This window comes from Marinimicrobium sp. C6131 (assembly GCF_026153455.1).
Taxonomy (GTDB): Bacteria; Pseudomonadota; Gammaproteobacteria; order Pseudomonadales; family Cellvibrionaceae; genus Marinimicrobium.
This window is the reverse complement of the sequence record NZ_CP110629.1, coordinates 244,922-265,081: the sequence shown is the minus strand read 5'-3', so window position 1 is coordinate 265,081 and position 20,160 is coordinate 244,922. Positions and strand designations below refer to the sequence as shown.

Genomic DNA, 20,160 nt, shown 5'->3' with positions numbered 1-20,160 from the left:
CGGGGCCCGCGCAAAGTGAGCGCCGACGGTCGGCGCAGGTGTTCAGTGTACCTGAGCCGGCTCGACGTTCAAAACCGCCACTTTGAACAGGATATCCCGCCCAGCCAGCGGATGGTTGAAATCGATCAGCACCCGCTGATCGTCGAATTCCCGCACCACGCCGGGCAACTCGGCCTTCTGCGCGTCGGCGAAGGAGAGCATCAGGCCCTCTTCCAGCTCGATATCGGGGCCGAACTGATCCCGGGGCATTTCCTGCATATTGCTCGGGTTGTGCTGACCGAAACCATCCTCGGGCGGAATGGTGAATTCCTGCTGGTCACCCGGCATGAGGCCAAACAGCACTTTTTCAAACCCGGGCAGCAGATTACCGTCACCGACGGTGAAGGTCGCCGGGTCTTTATCAAAGTTCGAGTCGATTTCCTCGCCATCTTCCAGGCGCAGGGAAAAGTGGAGCGTGACGGTGGTCCCGGGCCCCACGGGCAGCTGTTCAGTCATGACGTTTGTCCTTGCCAAATAACATATCCAGGATCAACAGGGCGGCGCCGACGGTAATGGCCGAATCGGCGATATTGAAGGCCGGCCAGTAATAATCCTGATAGTGCACCACGATAAAATCCACCACATAGCCCAGCACCACCCGGTCGTACAGATTGCCGATAGCACCGCCCAGAATCAGCGCAAGCGCCAACGCCTCGTAGCGTTTTTCGCTCACCCGCGCCAGCCAGATCACCAGCACCACGCTGACCACGGCGGCCACCACGGTAAAGAACCACCGCTGCCAACCCCCGGCATCACTCAGAAAGCTGAACGCCGCGCCGGGGTTGTGCAGCAGGGTGAAGTTGAAAAACGGCGTGAACACCACGGGCTCGCCATAGGTGAGTGCGGCGGATACCCAGTGTTTGCTGATCTGGTCCAGCGCGATCACGGCAATTGCCAGGGCGTACCAACGCCAAGCGGATTTAAGCATAGTGGCGTTCCTCACCCTGCCCTTCGACGTTGTCCACACAACGGACGCACAGGGTCGGGTGCTGGGCGACGCTGCCCACATCGGCCCGGTGATGCCAGCAGCGTTCGCACTTGTCGTAGCTGGATTTTTCCACCGCGACCTTCAGTCCCTCAACGTCCGTCAATTCCGCTTCCGTGGCCTCATCGAGCGGGCGCACCTGAGCGGTGGAGGTGATCAGCACGAAACGCAGCTCGTCGCCCAGTTTCTGCAGCACGGCTCGCAGGTCGTCGTCGGCAAACAGAGTCACTTCCGCGCCCAGAGCGCCACCAATCACACCATTGGCGCGCTGGGTTTCCAGCACCTTGTTCACGGCATCTTTGACTTCGGCAATCTGGTGCCAATCCTCTTCGCTGAATTCGGACTCCCCGGCGTCGGGCAGCGCGTACCATTCAGCCGCAAACACCGGTCCCTGACGCTCACCGGGCACCAACGGCCAGATCTCATCGGCGGTGAAGCTCAAAATCGGTGCAATCCAGCGCACCATGGCTTCAGTGACGTGATAGAGCGCGGTCTGGGCCGAACGCCGCGCCAGACTGTCCGCCTGGGTGGTGTACTGGCGGTCCTTGATGATGTCCAGATAGAAACCGCCCAGCTCCACTACGCAGAAGTTGTGCAGCTTCTGGTAAATCAGGTGGAACTGATACTGGTCGTAGGCATTGATGATGTCGGCCTGCAGCTCCGCGGCGCGTCCGACGATCCAGCGGTCCAGGGCCACCATTTTCTCTGGTGCCACAGCGTGTTCAGAAGGCTCGAACCCGTTCAGATTGGACAGCATGAAACGGGTGGTATTGCGGATGCGACGGTAAGAGTCGGCGGTGCGCTTGAGGATCTCATCGGAGACGCTCATCTCGCCACTGAAATCCGTGGCGGCCACCCACAGGCGCAGGACATCGGCGCCCAGCTCTTTCATGACTTTCTGGGGCGGCACCACGTTGCCCACAGACTTGGACATTTTCCGGCCCTGAGCATCCACGGTGAAGCCGTGAGTCAGTACGGTTTTATAGGGCGGCGTACCGTTCATGGCCATGGCGGTTTTCAGGGAGGACTGAAACCAGCCGCGATGCTGATCCGAGCCTTCCAGGTACAGGTCCGCCGGGTAGCGCAGATAACCGCGCTGCTGCAGTACCGCAAAATGGGTCACCCCGGAGTCGAACCAGACATCCAGGGTATCGGTGACCTTCTGGTAGCGCTCGGCATCGTCGCCCAGCAATTCGGCGGCATCCAGGTCGAACCAGGCGTCCATCCCGTCCTGCTCGACTTTTTTGGCCACCGCTTCGATCAATGCCGGCGTTTCCGGGTGCAGATCACCGGTTTCCTTGTGAACGAACAGAGCAATGGGCACACCCCAGGTGCGCTGACGTGAGATACACCAGTCCGGCGAGGAGGCCAGCATGGAGTCGATGCGCGCGCGCCCCCAATCCGGCACCCATTGCACCTGATCGACCGCATCGCTCACCTGCTCGCGCAGCTGGTTCTTGGTCATACTCACGAACCACTGGGGTGTGGCCCGGAAGATCAGCGGAGTTTTGGTGCGCCAGCAATGAGGGAAGCTGTGGGTGATTTTACCCTGGGCCAGCAGGGCGCCCTTTTCTTCCAGCAGGGCGACGACCTTTTCGTCCACTTTGTAGACGTGCTCGCCGGCAAAGATCTCCACGCTGTCGCGATACAGGCCGTTGTCGTCGATGTAGTTCAGGGTCCCGATGCCGTATTTCTGACCCACCACGAAGTCATCCATGCCATGGTCCGGGGCGGTGTGTACGCAGCCGGTACCGGCGTCGGTGGTGACGTGGTCACCACAGATGACCGGCACCTGCCGGGCGTAGAACGGATGGTGCACCTGCAGGTTTTCCAGCTCCTTGCCCGGCGTCCGCCCGACCACTTTGTAGTCCTCCTGCCCGGCCCGCTGCATCACCGATTCGAGCAGCGCTTCGGCCACCAGCAGTCGCTCATCACCGACCTGTACCACGACGTAGTCCAGTTCCGGATTGACGCTGACGGCCTGATTGGCGGGCAGTGTCCAGGGGGTGGTGGTCCAAATCACCAGCGACACGTCGCCGCTGCCGGTCAGGCCCGGTACGGCGTGTTCCAGGGCGTGCTGATCGGTGAAGGCGAACTTGACGTCGATGGAGTAGGAGGTTTTGTCCTGATACTCAACTTCGGCTTCGGCCAGGGCGGAGCCGCCCACGACACTCCAGTAGACGGGCTTGAAGCCTTTGTGCAGGTGGCCTTGGTCGGCGATTTTGCCGAGCGAGCGGATGATGTCGGCTTCGAATTTGTAGTCCATGGTGAGGTAGGGATTGTCCCACTCACCGAGCACGCCCAGGCGGATGAAGTCTTCTTTCTGGCCTTTGACCTGACGTGCAGCGTAGTCGCGGCATTTTTGCCGGAAGGCTTTGTGATCGAGTTTGACGCCGGCTTTGCCGTGCTTTTTCTCGACGTTGTGTTCGATGGGCAGGCCGTGGCAGTCCCAGCCGGGCACGTAGGGGGCGTCAAAGCCGCTGAGGGTTTTGCTTTTGACGATGATGTCTTTCAGAATTTTGTTGACGGCGTGGCCGATGTGAATGTCACCATTGGCGTAGGGGGGGCCGTCGTGCAGGATGAATTGCTCCCGACCAGAGCGCGCCTTTCGGATTTGCTGGTAAAGATCGTCTTTCTGCCAGCGTTTGAGCATTTCGGGCTCGCGCTGTGCCAGGTTGGCCTTCATGGCGAAGGCGGTGTGGGGCAGATTCAGGGTTGCTTTGTAGTCGCTCATAATCGTCAGTTCGCCAAGTATTTGTGGCTTTCACGTCTGTTTGTGGTGCTTCGTAAGTCGGTTCGGCCCGCTGTGGGGTCGCCCACCACAGAACCTTCGTGCCAAATTTAAGTCCGGCCCGAAGCGGGTAAAGCCTTCCCGGACACGCCGTAAACCCATCCCTGGGGGCTCGAATCGCCGGTCCCCGGCTCCACGGTCCGGGAAGGCTTTACCCGCTTCGGGCCTCCGTGCCAAATTCTGAGTTCAGTGTGTCCCTTTACCTTGCTTAAAAAACTGTTTTGCTTCTGCAATATCTTTCTGCAGTTGCTCTTGCAGTTTGTCGATCGATTCAAACTTCTGTTCTTCCCGCAGTTTGCGGTGAAATTCCACGTCGATGCGCTCCCCGTAGAGGTTCCCGGTGAAGTCCAGCAGGTGGACTTCAAGGATCGGCCGGGTGGAGCCGCTGACGGTGGGGCGTACGCCGACGTTGGCGACGCCCGGGTGGGCGCTGCCATCGGCCCGGTGGGCGGTGATGGCGAAGACGCCGTGCAGGGGCGAGCGGTAGCGTCGCAGTTGCACGTTGGCGGTGGGTACGCCCAGTTGTCGGCCCAGTTGTTTGCCGTAGCCGACCCGTCCGCCGATGCGGTAGGGGTGGCCGAACAGTTGTTCGGCGAGGCCGAATTCGCCCGCTTCCAGGGCCTGGCGGATGCGGGTGCTGCTGATTCGCGCCCCGGCGTGTTCCAGGGTGCAGGTGTCGCTGACGGTGAAGCCTTGTTCCCGGCCCACGGCGGTGAGCAGTTCGAAGTCGCCGGCGCGGTCGCAGCCGAAGCGGAAGTCGTCGCCCACGACCAGGTGGTGGATGCCGAGGCCTTGCACCAGTATGCGGTCGATGAACTGCTGGGCGGTGAGGCTGCGCAGTTCTTCGTTGAAGCGCAGGCACAGTATCCGCTGGACGCCGGCGCTGAACAGGGCCTGGATTTTTTCCCGCAGTCGCATCAGCCTGGCCGGGGCCCGTTCGCGGGCGAAGTATTCGTGCGGTTGGGGCTCGAATATGATGGCCACGGCGGGCTGCTGGTGCTGTTCGGCGGCGTCGGTCAGCTGGCGCAGAATGGCCCGGTGGCCGAGGTGCACGCCATCGAAGGTGCCGATGGTCGCCACGCAGCCCCGGTGTCGGGGGCGCAGGTTGTGCAGCCCGCGGATGAACTCTTTGGGGGCCGGTTTCACAGTGATGCCCGCTCGCCTCGCTCAGTCGACTTTACAAAACGCGTGAGTATACAGGAGCGGGCGGGTGGGGGTAAGAGGTACAGGAGCGGGCGGGCTGGAGTAAGAGGTGACTAGGGCTTGGGGGGAAGACCGATTCAGGAGCCGCGCACCAGTTCGGCGCCTTGCCTGTGCCAGCACGAGGGACCATGTTCGGTATTGAAGTAGCGGCGAACGCCGTCAATGTTGAGGCTGAGGTTGGCATGCTGACGCTTTTTGACCTCTACCCGACTGGGCCTGGCACTTTGCCGAGCCCCCACCAGGCGGTCGATCAATCCACGGATTCTCTGGCGGCGCGCCCGCAGTGAGTCCCGGGTCGCATAAAGTCGTTTCAGTTTATCGGTGGGCGGCGTGGCCATCTCCCCCCGCTGGATACAATCCAGGGTGTCGCACACCCGCTGCCAGTTGTGCTCGCACAGCGTCAAGGCTTCTTTGAGCTGCCCCACCAGGCGACGCCGGCGGTTGGGGCGCCCCACGGACACTTCGGTGGCGACTCCGGCCTCGCTGCCCAAGGTATTGGCCACCAGCGCCCGGCCGGCGCTGGCGCTACCCCCGATGAGGCTGCCTTTGCCCGTCGGTTGCCCAAGGCTGATGTCCCGTCCCGCCACCAGCCGGCACTGCAGGGCATACTCGCGCACCAGCAGATCATAGCGGACGTTAACATACGCCAGATTGATAAATTTCGCGCTCAGTGTTCCGCCAGAGGTGAGGTGTGTTCGCAACCGCAGGTCGCCATCGTGGCGTCGACCCACCTCCTCCCCCACAACTCCGCCAAGCACCGTAAGATTACCACCGGCGCGAATATCGGCTTTTTCAACCATCCCGCGGATCAGAATGTCTCCCGTTGCGTTGAGAACAAAACCGCTAGCGACATCCCCCGCCACCTCCACCGAGCCCTCAAAGTCGATACTGCCCGTGGAAACATCCACCGCTTTGAGGCGCAAGGTGGGGTCCACCCGTACGCCGCTGGATGAAAACACGGGGTGCCCCCTGATGGCGGCCCGTAGCACGTTGGCATCGTCCGGGTCCGGGGCAACCCCATCATTCTGGGAATCGAAGCTCCGAGCACGACCCGGCGTCGGCATCAGGGGTTGCCCCATGACATCTTCGCCCGGCTCGCCCTGGGTCGCGGGAATACGGCGCAGCAGGGGGATGCCCGGATCCACCACCACGAACTCGTGCAGATGATGCAGATCAACGCGCCCTTGATCATCCTCCTGCAATGCCAGTTGATCGTCCCGCGCTACCAAAGACACAAAACGGGCGTCCTCACCCGGCTGGGGCAGGCGAGCCCGGGCCACACACATGGATTCGGCGTGCCCCGCCTCGGCGGCATGGGTCAGGGCTCGCAGGTGGATACAGGTCTTGACGACACCCTGCGCCAACAGCTCCTTGAGCAGGGCCTCCCGGGTCAGCTTGTGCCCGCCCCACGCCGGGTGAAGGGTCAGAAAGGCCGCCTGGCGGTCCTCGGCAATGCGCCATTCCGTCCGGGCATCGCGGCGCTCGGCCAGAACCAGATCCCCGCAACGGCCGTTGTTGGCCTGCTGCACCGCCGACTCAAGGGTGGCTTGCGGAGCGAACCATTCACCATACCCCGCCTCTGCCAAACGCACTCTGAGGCGATCGAGATCCCAGGGCTGCTCCTCGGTCGACGGCTCCAGCCGCCCCTGCAGCAGGCCACGGGGTTCATCCATCGAAAGCGTGATGGCGCATGGGTTCAGTTGGGCCGCGCGCGGGTTCGCCGAGGCAGATCCGGCGGGGGCCGGCGCCTCTTGAGGGGCTGGAGTGCCCTTTTCAGAAGCGGGCGCACCAGGCGGTGTGGATTTACGATTGTCGCCCATGTCAACAATCGTAGCACATACGCCTCAAACTGCCAGTTTTCAGTGGTTCGAGCGAAATTCACTGAACTTGATACCAAATATGCGCAAACTCACGCCATATACCGCCAGCCCGAGAACGCACAACACCGCCAGACGCCAGCCTCTCTGCCACCAGAACCAGTCCTGCCAGCCCCCCCAGGCCGACAGTCCTCCCATCAGTGCCGCCACCATGACAGCGTTGGCGCCACCGAAGGCCAGCAATCGACGAGCCCAACCGGGTTCTCGACGGTAGACGCCGAGCCGACGCAAACCACGGAAGAGCAAATACGCATTCAGATAAGCGGAAACCGCCGTGGCCAGCGCCAGCCCGACGTGCCCGATATTGAAAACCAGGTAGAGCGGTAACACGAAAACCACATTGAGCAGCATATTGGCGAGCATGGCGTAAATACCGATGCGCACCGGGGTTTTCATATCCTGGCGAGCGAAATAGCCCGGCGCCAACACTTTGATCAACATAAAGGCCAGCAGCCCCAACGCATAGGCCCGAAGACTGTAGGAAGCCATCTGCATGTCCCGCACGGTGGTTTCGCCATACTGAAACAGCGTCATCAGGATAGGCTCGGCCAAGAGCATCAACGCCAGGGTCGCGGGCAGCGCCAGCAACAGGACGCTTCTCACCGCCCAGTCCAGTGTATGGCTGAAGGTCTCGGGGTCTTCGGCGGCGTGCTGACGGGACAGGCTCGGGGTGATCACCGTCGCCAGGGCGATGCCAAACACCCCCAGGGGCAACTCCACCAGACGGTCTGAGTAATAGAGCCAGGAGACGCTGCCCGTGGGCAGGAACGAGGCCAGCACCGTATCCAACAGCAGGTTGATCTGGCTGACCGACACACCAAACAGGGCCGGTGCCATCAACCAGAGAATGCGCTTGACGCCCGGATCCCGCCAGTCCACCTTGGGTGCCGGCAACAGGTGTACCCGCTGTAGAAACGGCAGCTGGAACAGGAGCTGCACCACGCCCGCTCCCAGCACCCCCCAGGCCAGCGCATAGGCCGGCGTCTCAATAGTGGGGGCCACCATCAAGGCCGCCAGAATCAGGCTGAGATTCAGCAACACCGGGGTAAAGGCGGGTATCGCAAAGCGGTCATAGCTGTTGAGGATAGCGCCGGCAAAGCCGGTCAGGGAAATCAGTAGCAGGTAGGGAAAGGTCACCCGCACCATATCCACCGTCAGGGCATACTTGTCCGGGTCATTGAGCCAAAAGCCTGGCGCAAACAACCCGGTCACCAATGGCGCCCCCACCACCGCCAGTACCGTCACCGAGACCAGCACCAATCCGAGGCAACCGGCCACGCGGTCCACCAGTGCTTTCACCGCCTCGTGAGGTCCTCGCTGTCGATATTCCGACAGCACCGGCACAAACGCCTGGGCAAAGGCGCCCTCGGCAAACAACCGGCGCATGAAGTTGGGGATTTTGAAGGCCACGAAAAAGGCATCGGCCCCGGCCCCCGCGCCGATGACCCGGGCAAACACCATATCCCGCACCAGCCCGAGCACTCGGGAGAGCATGGTAAAGGCACTGACCAGCGAGCTGGAGCGCAACAGGCTGGGGGCACGCTTCACGGGTGCGGCAGGGGATGGTTGAATGTCTGACACAGTCGTTCCTGATCCTCGGCATTGACAGGCGCATTATCCACACTCCGACCCTTGAGAGATAGCGCAGCCCGTCACACAAAAACCGATTGACTATCGGTTTTTTGACTACTAGGCTGAACACCATCATCTCCGCAACCCCAATAACGACAACGCCAACGGAGGCCCCGTGCCCGGCAAAGAATCCCCCTCGAACAGGACGCCGCCTCTCGGCGAGCTGGAAATTGCCGTTATGGAAGCCCTGTGGCGGGCTCCCGGACAATCCGCCAAAAACCTGCATGCCACTGTGGGATCGGCCCGGGGCATTTCCGTGAACACCGTTCAATCCACCCTCGACCGCTTGTACCGCAAGCAACTGCTCAGCCGTACCAAAGTAGCTCACGCCTTTCACTATCAGCCGCAGGTAGCCCGACAACAACTGATTGCCGGACTGATCAACGACCTGCTGGGCCGCTTCACCAATGACGCCCGCTCCTCCCTTGCCGCCTTTGTGGACGCTGCCGATCAACTGGACGAAGGGGCGCTGGACGAGCTGGAGCAAGTGCTGAAAGAACGGCGCGGCGAAGGTACATCGTCATGACCGTGTGGCTCGACTTCCTCTATCTGCTGGCGCTCGGGGCTCTGATGGGCTGGTTTCTCGCCAGCGGGGCGCTCTGGTTGGTCGGGCGCTGGCTCCGCCCCGAGCGCCAGAGTCACTGCCTATGGCTACTGGCTGTAACGCCCTGGCTGGCGATCACCGCTCCGGTCATCGCCATGTGTGTCATCGCGGCCGCCAAACCCCTGGGTTGGATCGCCGATCACTGCGCACACCACGGTATGCATCACCCACATTTATGTTTTGAACACTGGCCCGCCCTCGACCTGCAATGGATCCACCTGCTCGGTGCTGCGGCCCTGGCAAGCCTGCTGATCAGAGTCCTGATGGTTTTTTTAATCCGAGAGTCCAAGGCCGCTCGCAACACCACTGCATTGATGGCCCTGAGCCGGGGTCACGGGCGACTGCGCCGTCTCGACATCCCGGAGGCCTTTGCCTGCACCGCGGGCTACCGCTACCCGGCACTGTTCATGACCCGCGGGCTGACTGACCGGCTTGATCACCGGGAGCGTCGCATCGTTCTGGCCCATGAAGTCGCCCACCTGCGGCAACGCGACCCGCTGCGCAACCTGATGTTCAATGTCGTGTTAATGCCGCACTGGCCATCCTCGGCACGGGTCCTTCAAGCCCTGTGGCGGCAACGCATGGAGGAGCAAGCCGATGACCGGGCGGCCCGGCGGTTTGGCCCCGAGGCCGTTGCAGCGACCCTGATCAGGGTGGCGCGCCTGAGCGGGCCGGCGCCCACAGGCAGCCTTCCGGCGAGCGGCGGCCAACTGCTGCCTCGCATCCATCGGCTGCTCAATGCCCAGCCCTGCGGGGCATCCCGGGCCACACCGGTCACGACCATTGCGGCCTTCACCGTCTGCCTGGGTAGTGTCGCGGTCCTCGTGATCGCCCATCATCCCCTCGAAACCCTTCTCGGCTTTCTGGTAGGAGTCTGACCGTGCAGCTCCCCCTTTCCCCGATCTTTGGTCTCCTGCTGCTCGCCTCCGGCCAGGCCGTTGCTGACACGCCGCTAACCGAACAGGAGGCGGTTCAACTGGGCCTACAGCACCCGGAGGTCGCCGCCCGCTGGGACGCCAACACCGACATTGCCGAGGGCCAGCTCGAATCCGCCGGCCGCTGGGCCAACCCGGAAGTTGAATACAGTCGCGAAGCCCTGGAATTGCCATCGGGCGACTCCGAGGAGAATACCTGGTCGATCCGCCAACGCCTCAATCTGGCCGGCGTCCCCGGGCTGACGCGCAAAGCGGCACGCCACCAGCTGCGGGCGTCGGATCTTCGCAACGACCACGCCCGCCGGGAGTGGGCCGCGGATATCCGCCTGCATTTCTATCAGGCCCTGGCGGCGCAACGGGAAGCGGACCTCATCGCCGACTGGCACCGGCGGCTGACCGAGCTGACCAAGGCCATTGGACAGCGCGTCGAGGCGGGCGACGCCTCCCGCTACGATCACACACGCTTTCGCCAGGAACTGGCGCTGCTGACGGGTGAACGCCTGAGTACCCGCGCCCACGCGACCTCGGCCCGAGACCGACTGGCACAGCGGATTGGTGACGGCCAGCGACCCCTCACGGGCCGTCTACTGCCGCCCCCACGCACCCCGGAGGATTCCTCCGCAGTCGCCCTAAGCCCATTGTTGCAAGCGCTGTCGGCGGAGACCGAAAGCGCCGAGCTCCGCGCCGAGGCCGCCCAGCGCCGGCGTTGGCCGGAGCTGACCCTGGGGGTCGGCCGCAAGGAGATCGTTGAGCCCGGCTTTCAGGCGGACGGCAACGTCATCTCCATCGGTATTGAGATCCCCCTGTTCGACCGACACTCTGGCCAGGCCCGAACCCAGCGAGGCCACGCCCAACAACAACGGGCGGAGCTCGCGCTCGCCCGCGCCGAGCTCACCACCCGACTGCACTCGCTGCAGCGCGATCTGGCCGCTGAACAGGCGTCCGCTGCGGCGTTACGGGAAAGCATCGATGCGTCACCGGAGTCACTGTCTGACATCGCCGAGAGCAGCTATGCGGCCGGCGAGCTGAGCATTGCCGAGCTGATTGACGCTCATCGATCTGAACTGAACACACGCCGGGCGCTTATCCAGCGCGAGCTGGAAGCGCGCACCACCTTTATCCAACTGACACTACTGACCGGAGAAACACCATGAAGTCATTGAAGCCCCTACTCACTCTCGGCGCACTGGTTTTGACCCTCACCGCCTGCAGCGATGCCGAGCACGCGCACGACGGTGACGCCGAGCATGGCGACGACCACGCGCATGAGCAAAACAATAGCCACCCGCACGAAGAGGGTCATTCCCACGAGGACAGTCATGAACACGACCACGGCGATCACGATCACTCAGACACGGAAGCCTACTACGGCGACGATGCTGAGCAACCGGAGGCGGAGACCACCGACACCGAGTCACACCATGACGACCATGACCACGGCGAAGACCACGACCATGCCCATTGATTCACGTCTTTGGGCGCTCGGTCTGGCTCTGCTGATCACCGCCTGCTCTGACGCACCTCCGGGCGGACACGGTCATGACCACGGCCCCGACGGGGATCACGCCGACCATGAGGCGCATGACTCACCGGCCCTGGTGTACACCGACTTCAGTGAACACACCGAACTGTATGTGGAATTTCCGCCCCTGGTGGCCGGACAAAGTTCACGCTTTGCCGCCCACGTGACCCGGTTGAGTGATTTTAGGCCGCTGACTGAGGGGCGCCTGGACGTTTTGCTGCTGCGCGAAGGGCGCACCGTCGCCCGTTTCCGGGTGAACGAGCCCACCAGTCGCGGCATCTTTCGGCCCAGCGTCACGCCCCGCGATAGTGGTGACTTCGACCTGGTCATTGAGATCACTCAGGGAAATATGACCGCGCGGCACTCCCTGGGCGAAATCAGCGTGTTTGCGGACAATGAGGCGATTCAGGGTCTGCCCGATCATCCCGACGGGGATATCGCGTATCTGAAAGAGCAGCAGTGGGACAACCCGTTCGCGACGATACCCGTTCAACCCCGCCCCTTACGACGCTCGGTTCCCGGCTTTGGCACCGTCACCGCTCCGGCGGATGGCGACGCCACCGTGCGGGCACCGGCCGACGGCTATATCGCCAGTACCCCGCTCATTCAGCCGGGTCAGCGCGTTGAACAGGGGACCACACTGGGCGTCCTGATTCCCCGTCTGGGTGACCAGTCCGATATCGGCAGCCTGATGGTCGCGCTGGAACAGGCCCGCTCCCGGCGGGTGCTGGCGGAGCGTGATGTTGAACGACTGACCGGCCTGTTGGCTCAGGGAGCCATTCCCGAACGGCGGCTACTGGACGCCCGGGAGGCCCTCGATGTCGCCCGCGCCGAATTCCGCGCCGCCCGCGCCCGGGTGGAGCAATATGAGTCCGGCAATGCCGAGGCGGGGCTCGCGCTGCGCGCGCCGGTGGCCGGAGCGGTGGTCTCCACCCATGTCAGTCCCGGCGCCTTTATCAAGGCTGGTGATCCACTCTTCCGGATTGCCGCGCCGGAGCGTCGTTGGCTGGCCATCCGGGTTCCGGAGCGCTTTGCCGGGGAGCTTGCCCACAGTAGCGGCGCCTGGCTCGATCAACCCGACGGCCCGCTGGTGCTGGATGCGCAGTGGGGCGCCCGGGTGGTTCGCTACGACAGCTCGGTGGATCCGCGCACTCGCACTGCGGGCGTCACCGTGGAGTACCCCACCGAGGTCGGCCCCACGCTGCTCGGCGCCCGAGTGGCGGCCCATGTCTTTACCGAGCCCGCCTCCGACCGGCTGGCGATTCCCCGCAGCGCGGTGATCGACGATGACGGCCGCCCTGTGGTCTATGTCCAGATCAACGGTGAAAGCTTTGAACGTCGCCCGGTGGAACTCGGCCTGCGCGACGGTGCCTGGGTGGAAGTCCAGCGGGGTCTGAGCCGCGACGAACGGGTGGTCAGCGAAGGCGCCTACCTGGTGAAGCTGGCATCGGCTGGCGGCAACGAAATCGGCCACGGTCACGCCCACTAACCCCTGGAGTGTTCCATGATTGATCGCATCATTCGCTGGTCGCTGGACAACCGGCTGCTGGTCCTGGTCGCGGCGGGCCTGTTGATGGTCTGGGGCGGCTGGTCGTCCCTTAAGGCTCCGGTGGATGTCTTTCCCGACCTGACCGCCCCCTCGGTCACCATCGTGACGGAAGCCCACGGCATGCCGCCCGAGGATGTCGAGCGGCTGGTGACCTTTCCCATCGAGACCGCCATGAACGGTGCCGGCGGCGTCCGCCGGGTCCGCTCCAACACCGGGGTCGGTATCAGTGTGGTGACCGTGGAGTTCGAGTGGGGCACAGATATCTATCGCGCCCGCCAGCGCGTCGCCGAACGGCTGCAGAATGTCTCGGCGGCCCTGCCCCAGGACCTGCCGCCGCCCGTACTGGCACCGGTCACCTCCATCATGGGAGAGATTCTGTTCATCGCGCTCACCTCGGAGCAGCACGATGAAATGACCCTGAAAACCGCCGCCGACTGGCAGGTCCGGCGGCGGCTGCTGGCCGTGCCGGGGGTGGCCGAGGTCATCCCCACCGGGGGCGAAACCCGCCAGTTCCAGGTCGTCGCCTCACCGGAGCGGTTGTCCGCCTATGGGGTAACGCTGGACCAACTGCGCCAGGCGGTGGCCGAGGCCAGCCGAAATGCCTCCGCCGGTTTTCTGACCGAAAACCGCCAGGAATTCCTGATCCAGGGCATCGGCCGGGCCCGCACCATTGAAGACCTGGAGCAGGCGGTGGTCACCACCCGGGACGATGTCCCCGTGCTGGTACGGGATCTGGCCCTGGTCCAGACGGGACCGGCACCGCGCCGGGGCACCGGCAGCTACAAGGGCGATCCGGGTGTGGTGCTGGGTATTCAGAAACAGCCGGGGGCGAACACCCTCGAACTGACCCGCCGACTGGATGGCGTCATCGACGAGCTTCAGGGGTCACTGCCCGAGGGCATGCGGATCGAAACCGACGCTTTCCGCCAGGCGGACTTCATTACTGTCTCCATCGACAACCTCAGCGCCGCACTGCGGGACGGCGCCATTCTGGTGGTGGCCATCATGTTCCTGTTTCTGTACAGCGTGCGGGCCACCGCTATCGCCCTGGTAGCCATTCCCCTGTCGTTGCTGGTGGCCGTACTGTCCATCCGCTGGCTCGGCGGCACACTCAATACCATGACCCTCGGGGGCATGACCATTGCGCTCGGCGCGTTGGTGGACGACGCCATTATCGTGGTGGAAAACATTGTCCGCAGGCTCAGGGAAAATGCCGACCGTCCCGAAGCGCAACAGCAGTCGGCGCTGCGCGTTGTCTCGAACGCGACCCGGGAAATCGAGGGCTCCATCGTTTTCGCCACCCTGATCATCATTCTGGTCTTCCTCCCCTTGTTTTTCCTCAGCGGAGTCGAGGGGCGGCTGCTGGAGCCTCTGGGTCTGGCCTACGTCGTTTCCCTGGCGGCGTCGCTGCTGGTGGCGGTCACCGTCACCCCGGTGCTCTGCCTGCTCGGGCTGCCGGGCAGTCGCACGGTAACCCAGGATCACGATACCCGTCTGATCGCCGCCCTGAAATCGGGATACCGTCCCCTGCTGGCGTGGTCTCTGCGCCGCTGGCGCGTCGTGATCGGCGGCGCCCTGGCATTGCTGCTGGCGTCACTGCTGGGACTGTCGATCGCGGGTCGGGGTTTTTTGCCGGAGTTCAACGAGGGCAGCCTGACCCTGAGTGTGGTGACCCTGCCCGGCACCTCTCTGGAGACCTCCGATGACATCGGCCAACGAGTGGAGAAGATTCTGTTGGAGCAGCCGGAAGTGGTCGCCACCGCCCGGCGCACCGGCCGGGCCGAGCTGGACCCTCACGCCCAACAGGTATTCGCCTCGGAAATCGATGTCTCCCTCGACATGCGGGAGCGGGATAAGGCGGAGCTGCTGGCGGCCCTCCGTCAGGAATTCGCCCTGCTGCCCGGGACCAACGTCATTATTGGTCAGCCCATTTCTCATCGCATCGACCATATGCTCTCTGGCACCCGGGCCAATATCGCCATCAAGCTCTTTGGCGATGACCTCTCGGAGCTGCGCCGCCTGGGAGGGCAGATCGAGTCCATTGTGGGCGGCGTTCCCGGGGCGGTGGATGTGGCCATGGACGAGCAGAGCCAGATCCCGTTTGTCACCGTCCGCTTTGACCGGGCAGCCCTGGCCAACTATGGCCTCAGTATGACCGAAGCCGCCGAGGCCCTGGAAACCGCCTTCAATGGCACCACCGTCGGACGATTACTGGAGGGAGAGGCGAGCTTTGATCTGGTGGTGCGTCTGCCCCGGAGCGCCAAGGAAAACCTGGATACCCTGCGCGATACCCAACTCACCCTGGCCTCGGGCGCTCAGGTCCCCTTTGCCGCCCTGGCCGATATCCGGCGCGAGCGCGGACCCAACACCATCAGCCGGGAGAATGTTCAGCGCAACCTGGTGGTCATGGCCAACGTCGCCGAACGGGACCTGATCAGCGTGGTGGAAGACATTGAAACCGCCATCGCCGGCAACGTCACGCTGCCCACCGGCTACCGGGTGGAGTATGGCGGTCAGTTCCAGAGCGCCGAGGCGGCAAGCACCCGCTTACTGCTGCTCGGCGCTCTGGTGATCGCGGGTATTTTCCTGCTGTTGGTCGCGGCGTTCGGCCGAACCCGGGATGCGGTGCTGGTGATGCTCAACCTGCCTCTGGCTCTGATTGGCGGCGTGGCCGGCGTCTGGTTTGCCGGCGGCATTGTCACCGTCGCGGTGCTGATCGGGTTTATCACCCTGTTCGGCATTGCCACTCGCAATGGTGTGATTCTCATCGACCACATCGGCCGCCTGATCCGCGACGGAGGCCTCACGCCGGAACAGGCGGTTCGCCAGGGGGCCGAAGAACGACTGGTGCCCATTCTGATGACCGCCCTCGCCACGGCCCTCGCGCTGGTGCCCCTGGCCCTCGCGGGCGGCGAACCCGGCAGTGAAATCCAGGCGCCCATGGCCATTGTGATTCTCTGGGGGCTGCTCAGCTCCACCGCACTGAATATGTTGGTGGTTCCGGCGATGTACTTGCGCTTTGGCGCCGCCCGCACCTGATCCATTCTGAACGAGCCTGCCGCCTCTCGTGCGGCGGGCCACTCCGTCATCTCCCGCTATCGATCGGCATCCATTCCTGGTGGTCCAACCACACCTCCGCTCTCCAAAACCATCCTCGGCTGGCACATATTATTGATAAACTAAACGAGAAGTATTATTATTCGCAAAACTTGATTAAGCGGAGGTCCACACACATGTTCAAACAGTCCCTTATGACGGTCGCACTACTGGCGGCCGGACAGAGCTGGGCACAGGAAGCCCCGGCAGTCACCGAGGAGTTTATCGTTACCGGCCGGGCACAAACCCTGTATCAGGTATCGGAGTCGTCGGTTTCCACACGATTGTCCGCGGATCTGACCCGCGTTCCCGCGTCGGTCCAGGTTCTCAACAAGGATCTGATCCAGGACCAGGGGGCCCGGGATGCCCGGGATCTGTACCGCAGCATCAGTGGCGTCAACTTCTTCAGTTACTCCGGCGTGAGCTTTCGCGGCTTCCGCCAGGATGAAGTCCTGTATGACGGTCTGCGCGGCGATCCCTATGCCGGCTTCTCCGTTCCCCGCCTGTTTGGTGTGGATCAGGTGGAAGTGCTCAAGGGACCCAGTGGCGCCATCTACGGCGCGGGCCAGCCCGGCGGGCTGATCAACTACAACACCAGCCAGGCTTCGCTGGACTCTTACGCTCGCGCGCAAGTCATCGCGGGAAACTACGACCTGACCGGCGTCAACGTTGAGGCCACCGGTGCTTTTGACGGCAGCGATCTCGGCTACCGGGTAGCCATGCTCAAGGAAACCGAGGAGCCGTTCCGCAACAACACCACCAATGAGAACGATCAGGGCGACCTCGGATTGGTGTGGGAACCCTCGGGCAACACCCGGGCCCTGTTCAAATACTCCTTCGTGGACCAGAACCTGGGAGGCAATCGCCTTCGGGGGGTTCCCATTGATGAGGACGGTGAATTTCTGGTGGATACAAGTTGGAACCACAATGAGGTCACCGACTTCCTCTCCCTGGAAGCGGATATCCTCTACAGCCGACTGCAGCACGCCTTCAGCGATAACCTGAGCATCGACCTGGCCGCCCGCTACTACGACAATCAGGAAAAACAGAACTATCACGAACCCCGGGGGTTGTACGACTCAAACGGCGATGGCACGCGTGACATGATGAAGCGTCAGTTCCGGGATCAGGTGCGTAACAACGAGGGACTGTCCGCCTACGCCAATCTGATGACCGCCTTTGACACGGGCAGCGTCGAACACGAATTTCTGGTGGGCGCGGAAATCTTCGACCAGCAGGACGACTTCAAAGCCAAGCGCGGCGCCCCGATCGAGGACGGCGGCGTGGTGCCCCCACTCAGCCTGTACAACCCGGTTTACGGCCAGACATCGCGGGCCCAGTACGGTCTGGACGACAACCCCTGGGAGACACCGCGTAAAAGCGAACAGACTCAAAGCGGCGTGTATGTGCAGGACCTGATACGCCTGTCCGAGCAGTGGGATTTACTCGCCAGCCTGCGCTACAGTCGCTTTGAAAGTGATGGCGACAGTGTCGAGAAAGACAGCGACGAGGCACTGACCTACCGCTTCGGCGGTGTCTACCACCTGAACCGCTCCGTCAACCTGTACGCCAGCATCAGTGAAGGCTTCGTCCCCCAGTCGGCGGGCAGTCAGGACCCGAGAGCGGGCGGCCCCTTCGACCCCGAGGAAAGCGAGCAGTTTGAAGTGGGCGCCAAGCTGGAGCTGTTCGAGGGCCGTGCCCGACTGAACCTGGCCGCCTACGACATCGAACGGCGTAACGTGCTGCAGGCCGATCCGGCCGGCGATGTGGGTGACGACGGCGTGGACGACCTGGCACCAGTGGGCCGGGTGCGCAGCCGCGGCGCCGAGCTGGATCTGAGCGCGGATCTGCTGCCCCAGTGGACCCTGACCTTCAACTACGGCTTCAACGACGTGAAGGTCATTGAAGCCACCAGCGGCATCACCAACGCCACCGGCGACGACTTTGCCAATACCCCGGATCACCAGGCCGGCCTCTGGACCCGTTACGACTTCCCGAGCATCAGCTCCGCCATTGCGTTCGGGGCCGAGTATAAAGGTGAGCAGATCGGTATCCAGGGTGACCCGGTGAACGACTACACCGTGTTCGACGCGAGCTGGCAAAGCCAGTTTGAGGCCTGGAAGCTGCAGATCAACCTGCGCAACCTGTTTGACAAAACCTACGCGGAGAGCGGCTTCATTACCCGCACCGGCCACTTCCCCGGTGAACCCCGCCGGGTCACGGTCACTCTGAGCCGCGAGTTCTGAGGTGTCTCCCGAAGCTTCCACGCAACGCGCCCGCACCGGCGGGCGACGTCGCTGGTTCAATCTGCACTCGTGGGTGGGACTGAAGTTCAGCCTGTTGTTCTTTTTCGTCAGTCTGACCGGCACCCTCGCGGTTTACGCCTACGAGCTGGACTGGCTGTTCACCCCCGCCCTGCGCGTGCAGGCCCCGGAAAGTGGCGAGGGTGCCGAGCGCCAACCGCCCGGCACCCTGCTCGCCGCCGCCCTCGAAGCGTATCCCGGGTGGCGGCCGAGCTTTATGTATCTCAACCTCCCCGACTACATGGCCGCGGAACTGATTGCCGTGAACGAGAACGGCGAGCGGCGGCGAATTTACGTCAATCCCTACACCGCCCAGGTGCAGGGGCACGCCAACTGGTACAACGTTCACCGTTTTCTGCGCGAAGCGCACCGACACCTGATGCTACCGCTGCAGTGGGGCCTGACCATTGTGACCCTGCTCAGTTTCCCGCTGTTGCTGTCAATGATCTCCGCTTTCCCCATTTTCAAACGCTGGTGGCGCGGCTTTTTCAAACCACCGAAACGCCGGGAGCCACCCCGGCGCTGGTGGGGCAACCTGCACCGGTGGCTGGGCCTGTGGAGCCTGCCGTTCATTCTGGTGATCGGCCTCACCGGCGTCTGGTATCTGGTGGAAAAGTGGGGTGGTGCGGCCCCCGCGGCGGGCGCCGAGCTGCGCCCGCTGCCCGAGGCCAACGCCCTGCCCCGAGACGCGAACACACTCAACCGCGCCATTGAGCAGGCCTTGAGCCACTGGCCGGAGTATCAACTGGACAGCCTCTGGTTCCCCGGCGAAAACCAGCCGTTGATTCTCCAGGGGCAAGAGAAGGCTCTGCTGGTGCGCCCCCGTGCCAACACGCTGCTCATTGACCCGACCACCGGCGAGTCTCTGGGTCGTGTGCACGGTGAACAGCTCAATCTGCATCAACGCATCGCCGAGGCGGCCGACCCACTGCACTTCGGCACCTTCGGCGGCCAGCCCACCCGCTTCCTCTGGTTCCTGTTCGGCCTGATGCTCACCGCCCTGGCCGCCTCCGGCGCCCGGATTTACACACTCCGCCTCACGTCCAAATATTCCCGTAGGGTGGATAAGGGCCCATCGGGCCCGTCATCCACCATGGTAAAGCGCCAAAGCCCCACACCCGGCCAACCCTGGCGCACCCTCTGGCAAGGCCAACTCCTCCCCTGGCCCCAGATGGCCCTGATTCTGACCTGCCTGATCCTGGCTCTGGTCAATATCGGGAGTTGACAATGAGCCGCCCAACCCATACTGTATAAAAAAACAGTAATGACCCAGGAGGTAAAACCATGGCTGTAGTCGCCGTTTGGAAATGTGATCGGGATGGCAAGATGTTTGACGATAAGAAAGCCGCGGAAGCGCACGACAAAATGCTGGAGCTGGCTGCCAATATCACCCAGTTGATCGAAAACTCGGTGGAAGGTATCAGCGAAGCTCACAGCGAGGCCATTGGCCTGTTGCTCGCCGAGCGCAGCGACCAGTTGGCCAAGGCCTGCAAGGGCAAGCCGGAAGTGTTGCTGGAAGGAACGGAAGACCAGAGCGCGAATGTCACGCCTCTGGCCTCCAATCAATAAGAGCCGCTCAGTAGGGGCCGCTGAACACGGCCCCAGTGCGTCTCACTCGCTCAGG

Annotated in this window: 15 protein-coding genes; 9 read left to right on the top strand and 6 right to left on the bottom strand. The window is 63.1% G+C overall.

Translation table 11 applies throughout. From position 1 onward, the window contains the following. Nucleotides 1–42: 42 nt before the first annotated feature. The 6 genes from OOT55_RS01135 to murJ form a co-directional block, all read right to left on the bottom strand. A complete protein-coding gene (locus OOT55_RS01135; protein WP_024462540.1) occupies nt 43–495 on the bottom strand; it encodes an FKBP-type peptidyl-prolyl cis-trans isomerase in 453 nt (150 codons plus the stop codon). Further along, complete coding sequence (lspA, locus tag OOT55_RS01130; RefSeq protein WP_123639519.1) at nt 488–967, bottom strand: signal peptidase II; 480 nt, start codon at nt 965–967, stop codon at nt 488–490. The genes OOT55_RS01135 and lspA overlap by 8 nt, the downstream gene beginning before the upstream one ends. Continuing rightward, nucleotides 960–3,758: an isoleucine--tRNA ligase gene (gene ileS, locus OOT55_RS01125; protein ID WP_265367335.1), complete on the bottom strand. Its 2,799-nt coding sequence runs from the start codon at nt 3,756–3,758 to the stop codon at nt 960–962. Before ileS ends, lspA begins: the two co-directional genes overlap by 8 nt. A 243-nt stretch (nt 3,759–4,001) precedes the next feature. Continuing rightward, nucleotides 4,002–4,961: a bifunctional riboflavin kinase/FAD synthetase gene (gene ribF / locus OOT55_RS01120; RefSeq protein WP_265367334.1), complete on the bottom strand. Its 960-nt coding sequence runs from the start codon at nt 4,959–4,961 to the stop codon at nt 4,002–4,004. Between the two features lie 134 nt (nt 4,962–5,095). Continuing rightward, the gene (locus OOT55_RS01115) at nt 5,096–6,691 is read right to left on the bottom strand and encodes a DUF342 domain-containing protein (protein WP_265367333.1); all 1,596 of its coding nucleotides are present in this window, start codon (nt 6,689–6,691) and stop codon (nt 5,096–5,098) included. Nucleotides 6,692–6,877: 186 nt separating this feature from the next. Beyond that, a complete protein-coding gene (gene murJ, locus OOT55_RS01110) occupies nt 6,878–8,476 on the bottom strand; it encodes a murein biosynthesis integral membrane protein MurJ (protein ID WP_265367332.1) in 1,599 nt (532 codons plus the stop codon). A 166-nt stretch (nt 8,477–8,642) separates the two neighbouring features. Here murJ and OOT55_RS01105 point away from each other — a divergent pair, with 166 nt between their 5' ends. The 9 genes from OOT55_RS01105 to OOT55_RS01065 all read left to right on the top strand — a co-directional run bounded on the left by OOT55_RS01105 (nt 8,643) and on the right by OOT55_RS01065 (nt 20,105). Beyond that, nucleotides 8,643–9,053, top strand: a complete 411-nt coding sequence (locus tag OOT55_RS01105) for a BlaI/MecI/CopY family transcriptional regulator (protein WP_265367331.1) — start codon at nt 8,643–8,645, stop codon at nt 9,051–9,053. Continuing rightward, nucleotides 9,050–10,009 carry a M56 family metallopeptidase gene (locus tag OOT55_RS01100; RefSeq protein WP_265367330.1) on the top strand — a complete coding sequence of 320 codons (960 nt, stop codon included), beginning with the start codon at nt 9,050–9,052 and terminating at the stop codon, nt 10,007–10,009. Before OOT55_RS01105 ends, OOT55_RS01100 begins: the two co-directional genes overlap by 4 nt. Before the next feature lie 2 nt (nt 10,010–10,011). Then, complete coding sequence (locus tag OOT55_RS01095) at nt 10,012–11,220, top strand: TolC family protein (RefSeq protein WP_265367329.1); 1,209 nt, start codon at nt 10,012–10,014, stop codon at nt 11,218–11,220. Continuing rightward, nucleotides 11,217–11,531, top strand: coding sequence for a hypothetical protein (locus OOT55_RS01090; RefSeq protein WP_265367328.1), 315 nt, complete (start codon nt 11,217–11,219; stop codon nt 11,529–11,531). Before OOT55_RS01095 ends, OOT55_RS01090 begins: the two co-directional genes overlap by 4 nt. Then, nucleotides 11,488–13,077, top strand: a complete 1,590-nt coding sequence (locus OOT55_RS01085) for an efflux RND transporter periplasmic adaptor subunit (protein ID WP_265367327.1) — start codon at nt 11,488–11,490, stop codon at nt 13,075–13,077. The genes OOT55_RS01090 and OOT55_RS01085 overlap by 44 nt, the downstream gene beginning before the upstream one ends. A gap of 15 nt (nt 13,078–13,092) precedes the next feature. Then, the gene (locus OOT55_RS01080; protein ID WP_265367326.1) at nt 13,093–16,176 is read left to right on the top strand and encodes an efflux RND transporter permease subunit; all 3,084 of its coding nucleotides are present in this window, start codon (nt 13,093–13,095) and stop codon (nt 16,174–16,176) included. A gap of 194 nt (nt 16,177–16,370) precedes the next feature. After that, nucleotides 16,371–18,479 carry a TonB-dependent siderophore receptor gene (locus tag OOT55_RS01075; protein WP_265367325.1) on the top strand — a complete coding sequence of 703 codons (2,109 nt, stop codon included), beginning with the start codon at nt 16,371–16,373 and terminating at the stop codon, nt 18,477–18,479. 1 nt (nt 18,480) lies between these two features. After that, nucleotides 18,481–19,761, top strand: a complete 1,281-nt coding sequence (locus OOT55_RS01070) for a PepSY-associated TM helix domain-containing protein (protein WP_265367324.1) — start codon at nt 18,481–18,483, stop codon at nt 19,759–19,761. Nucleotides 19,762–19,820: 59 nt separating this feature from the next. Beyond that, entirely contained in the window at nt 19,821–20,105 is a 285-nt protein-coding gene (locus tag OOT55_RS01065; protein ID WP_123639530.1) for a YebG family protein, read from the top strand. Nucleotides 20,106–20,160: the final 55 nt, after the last annotated feature.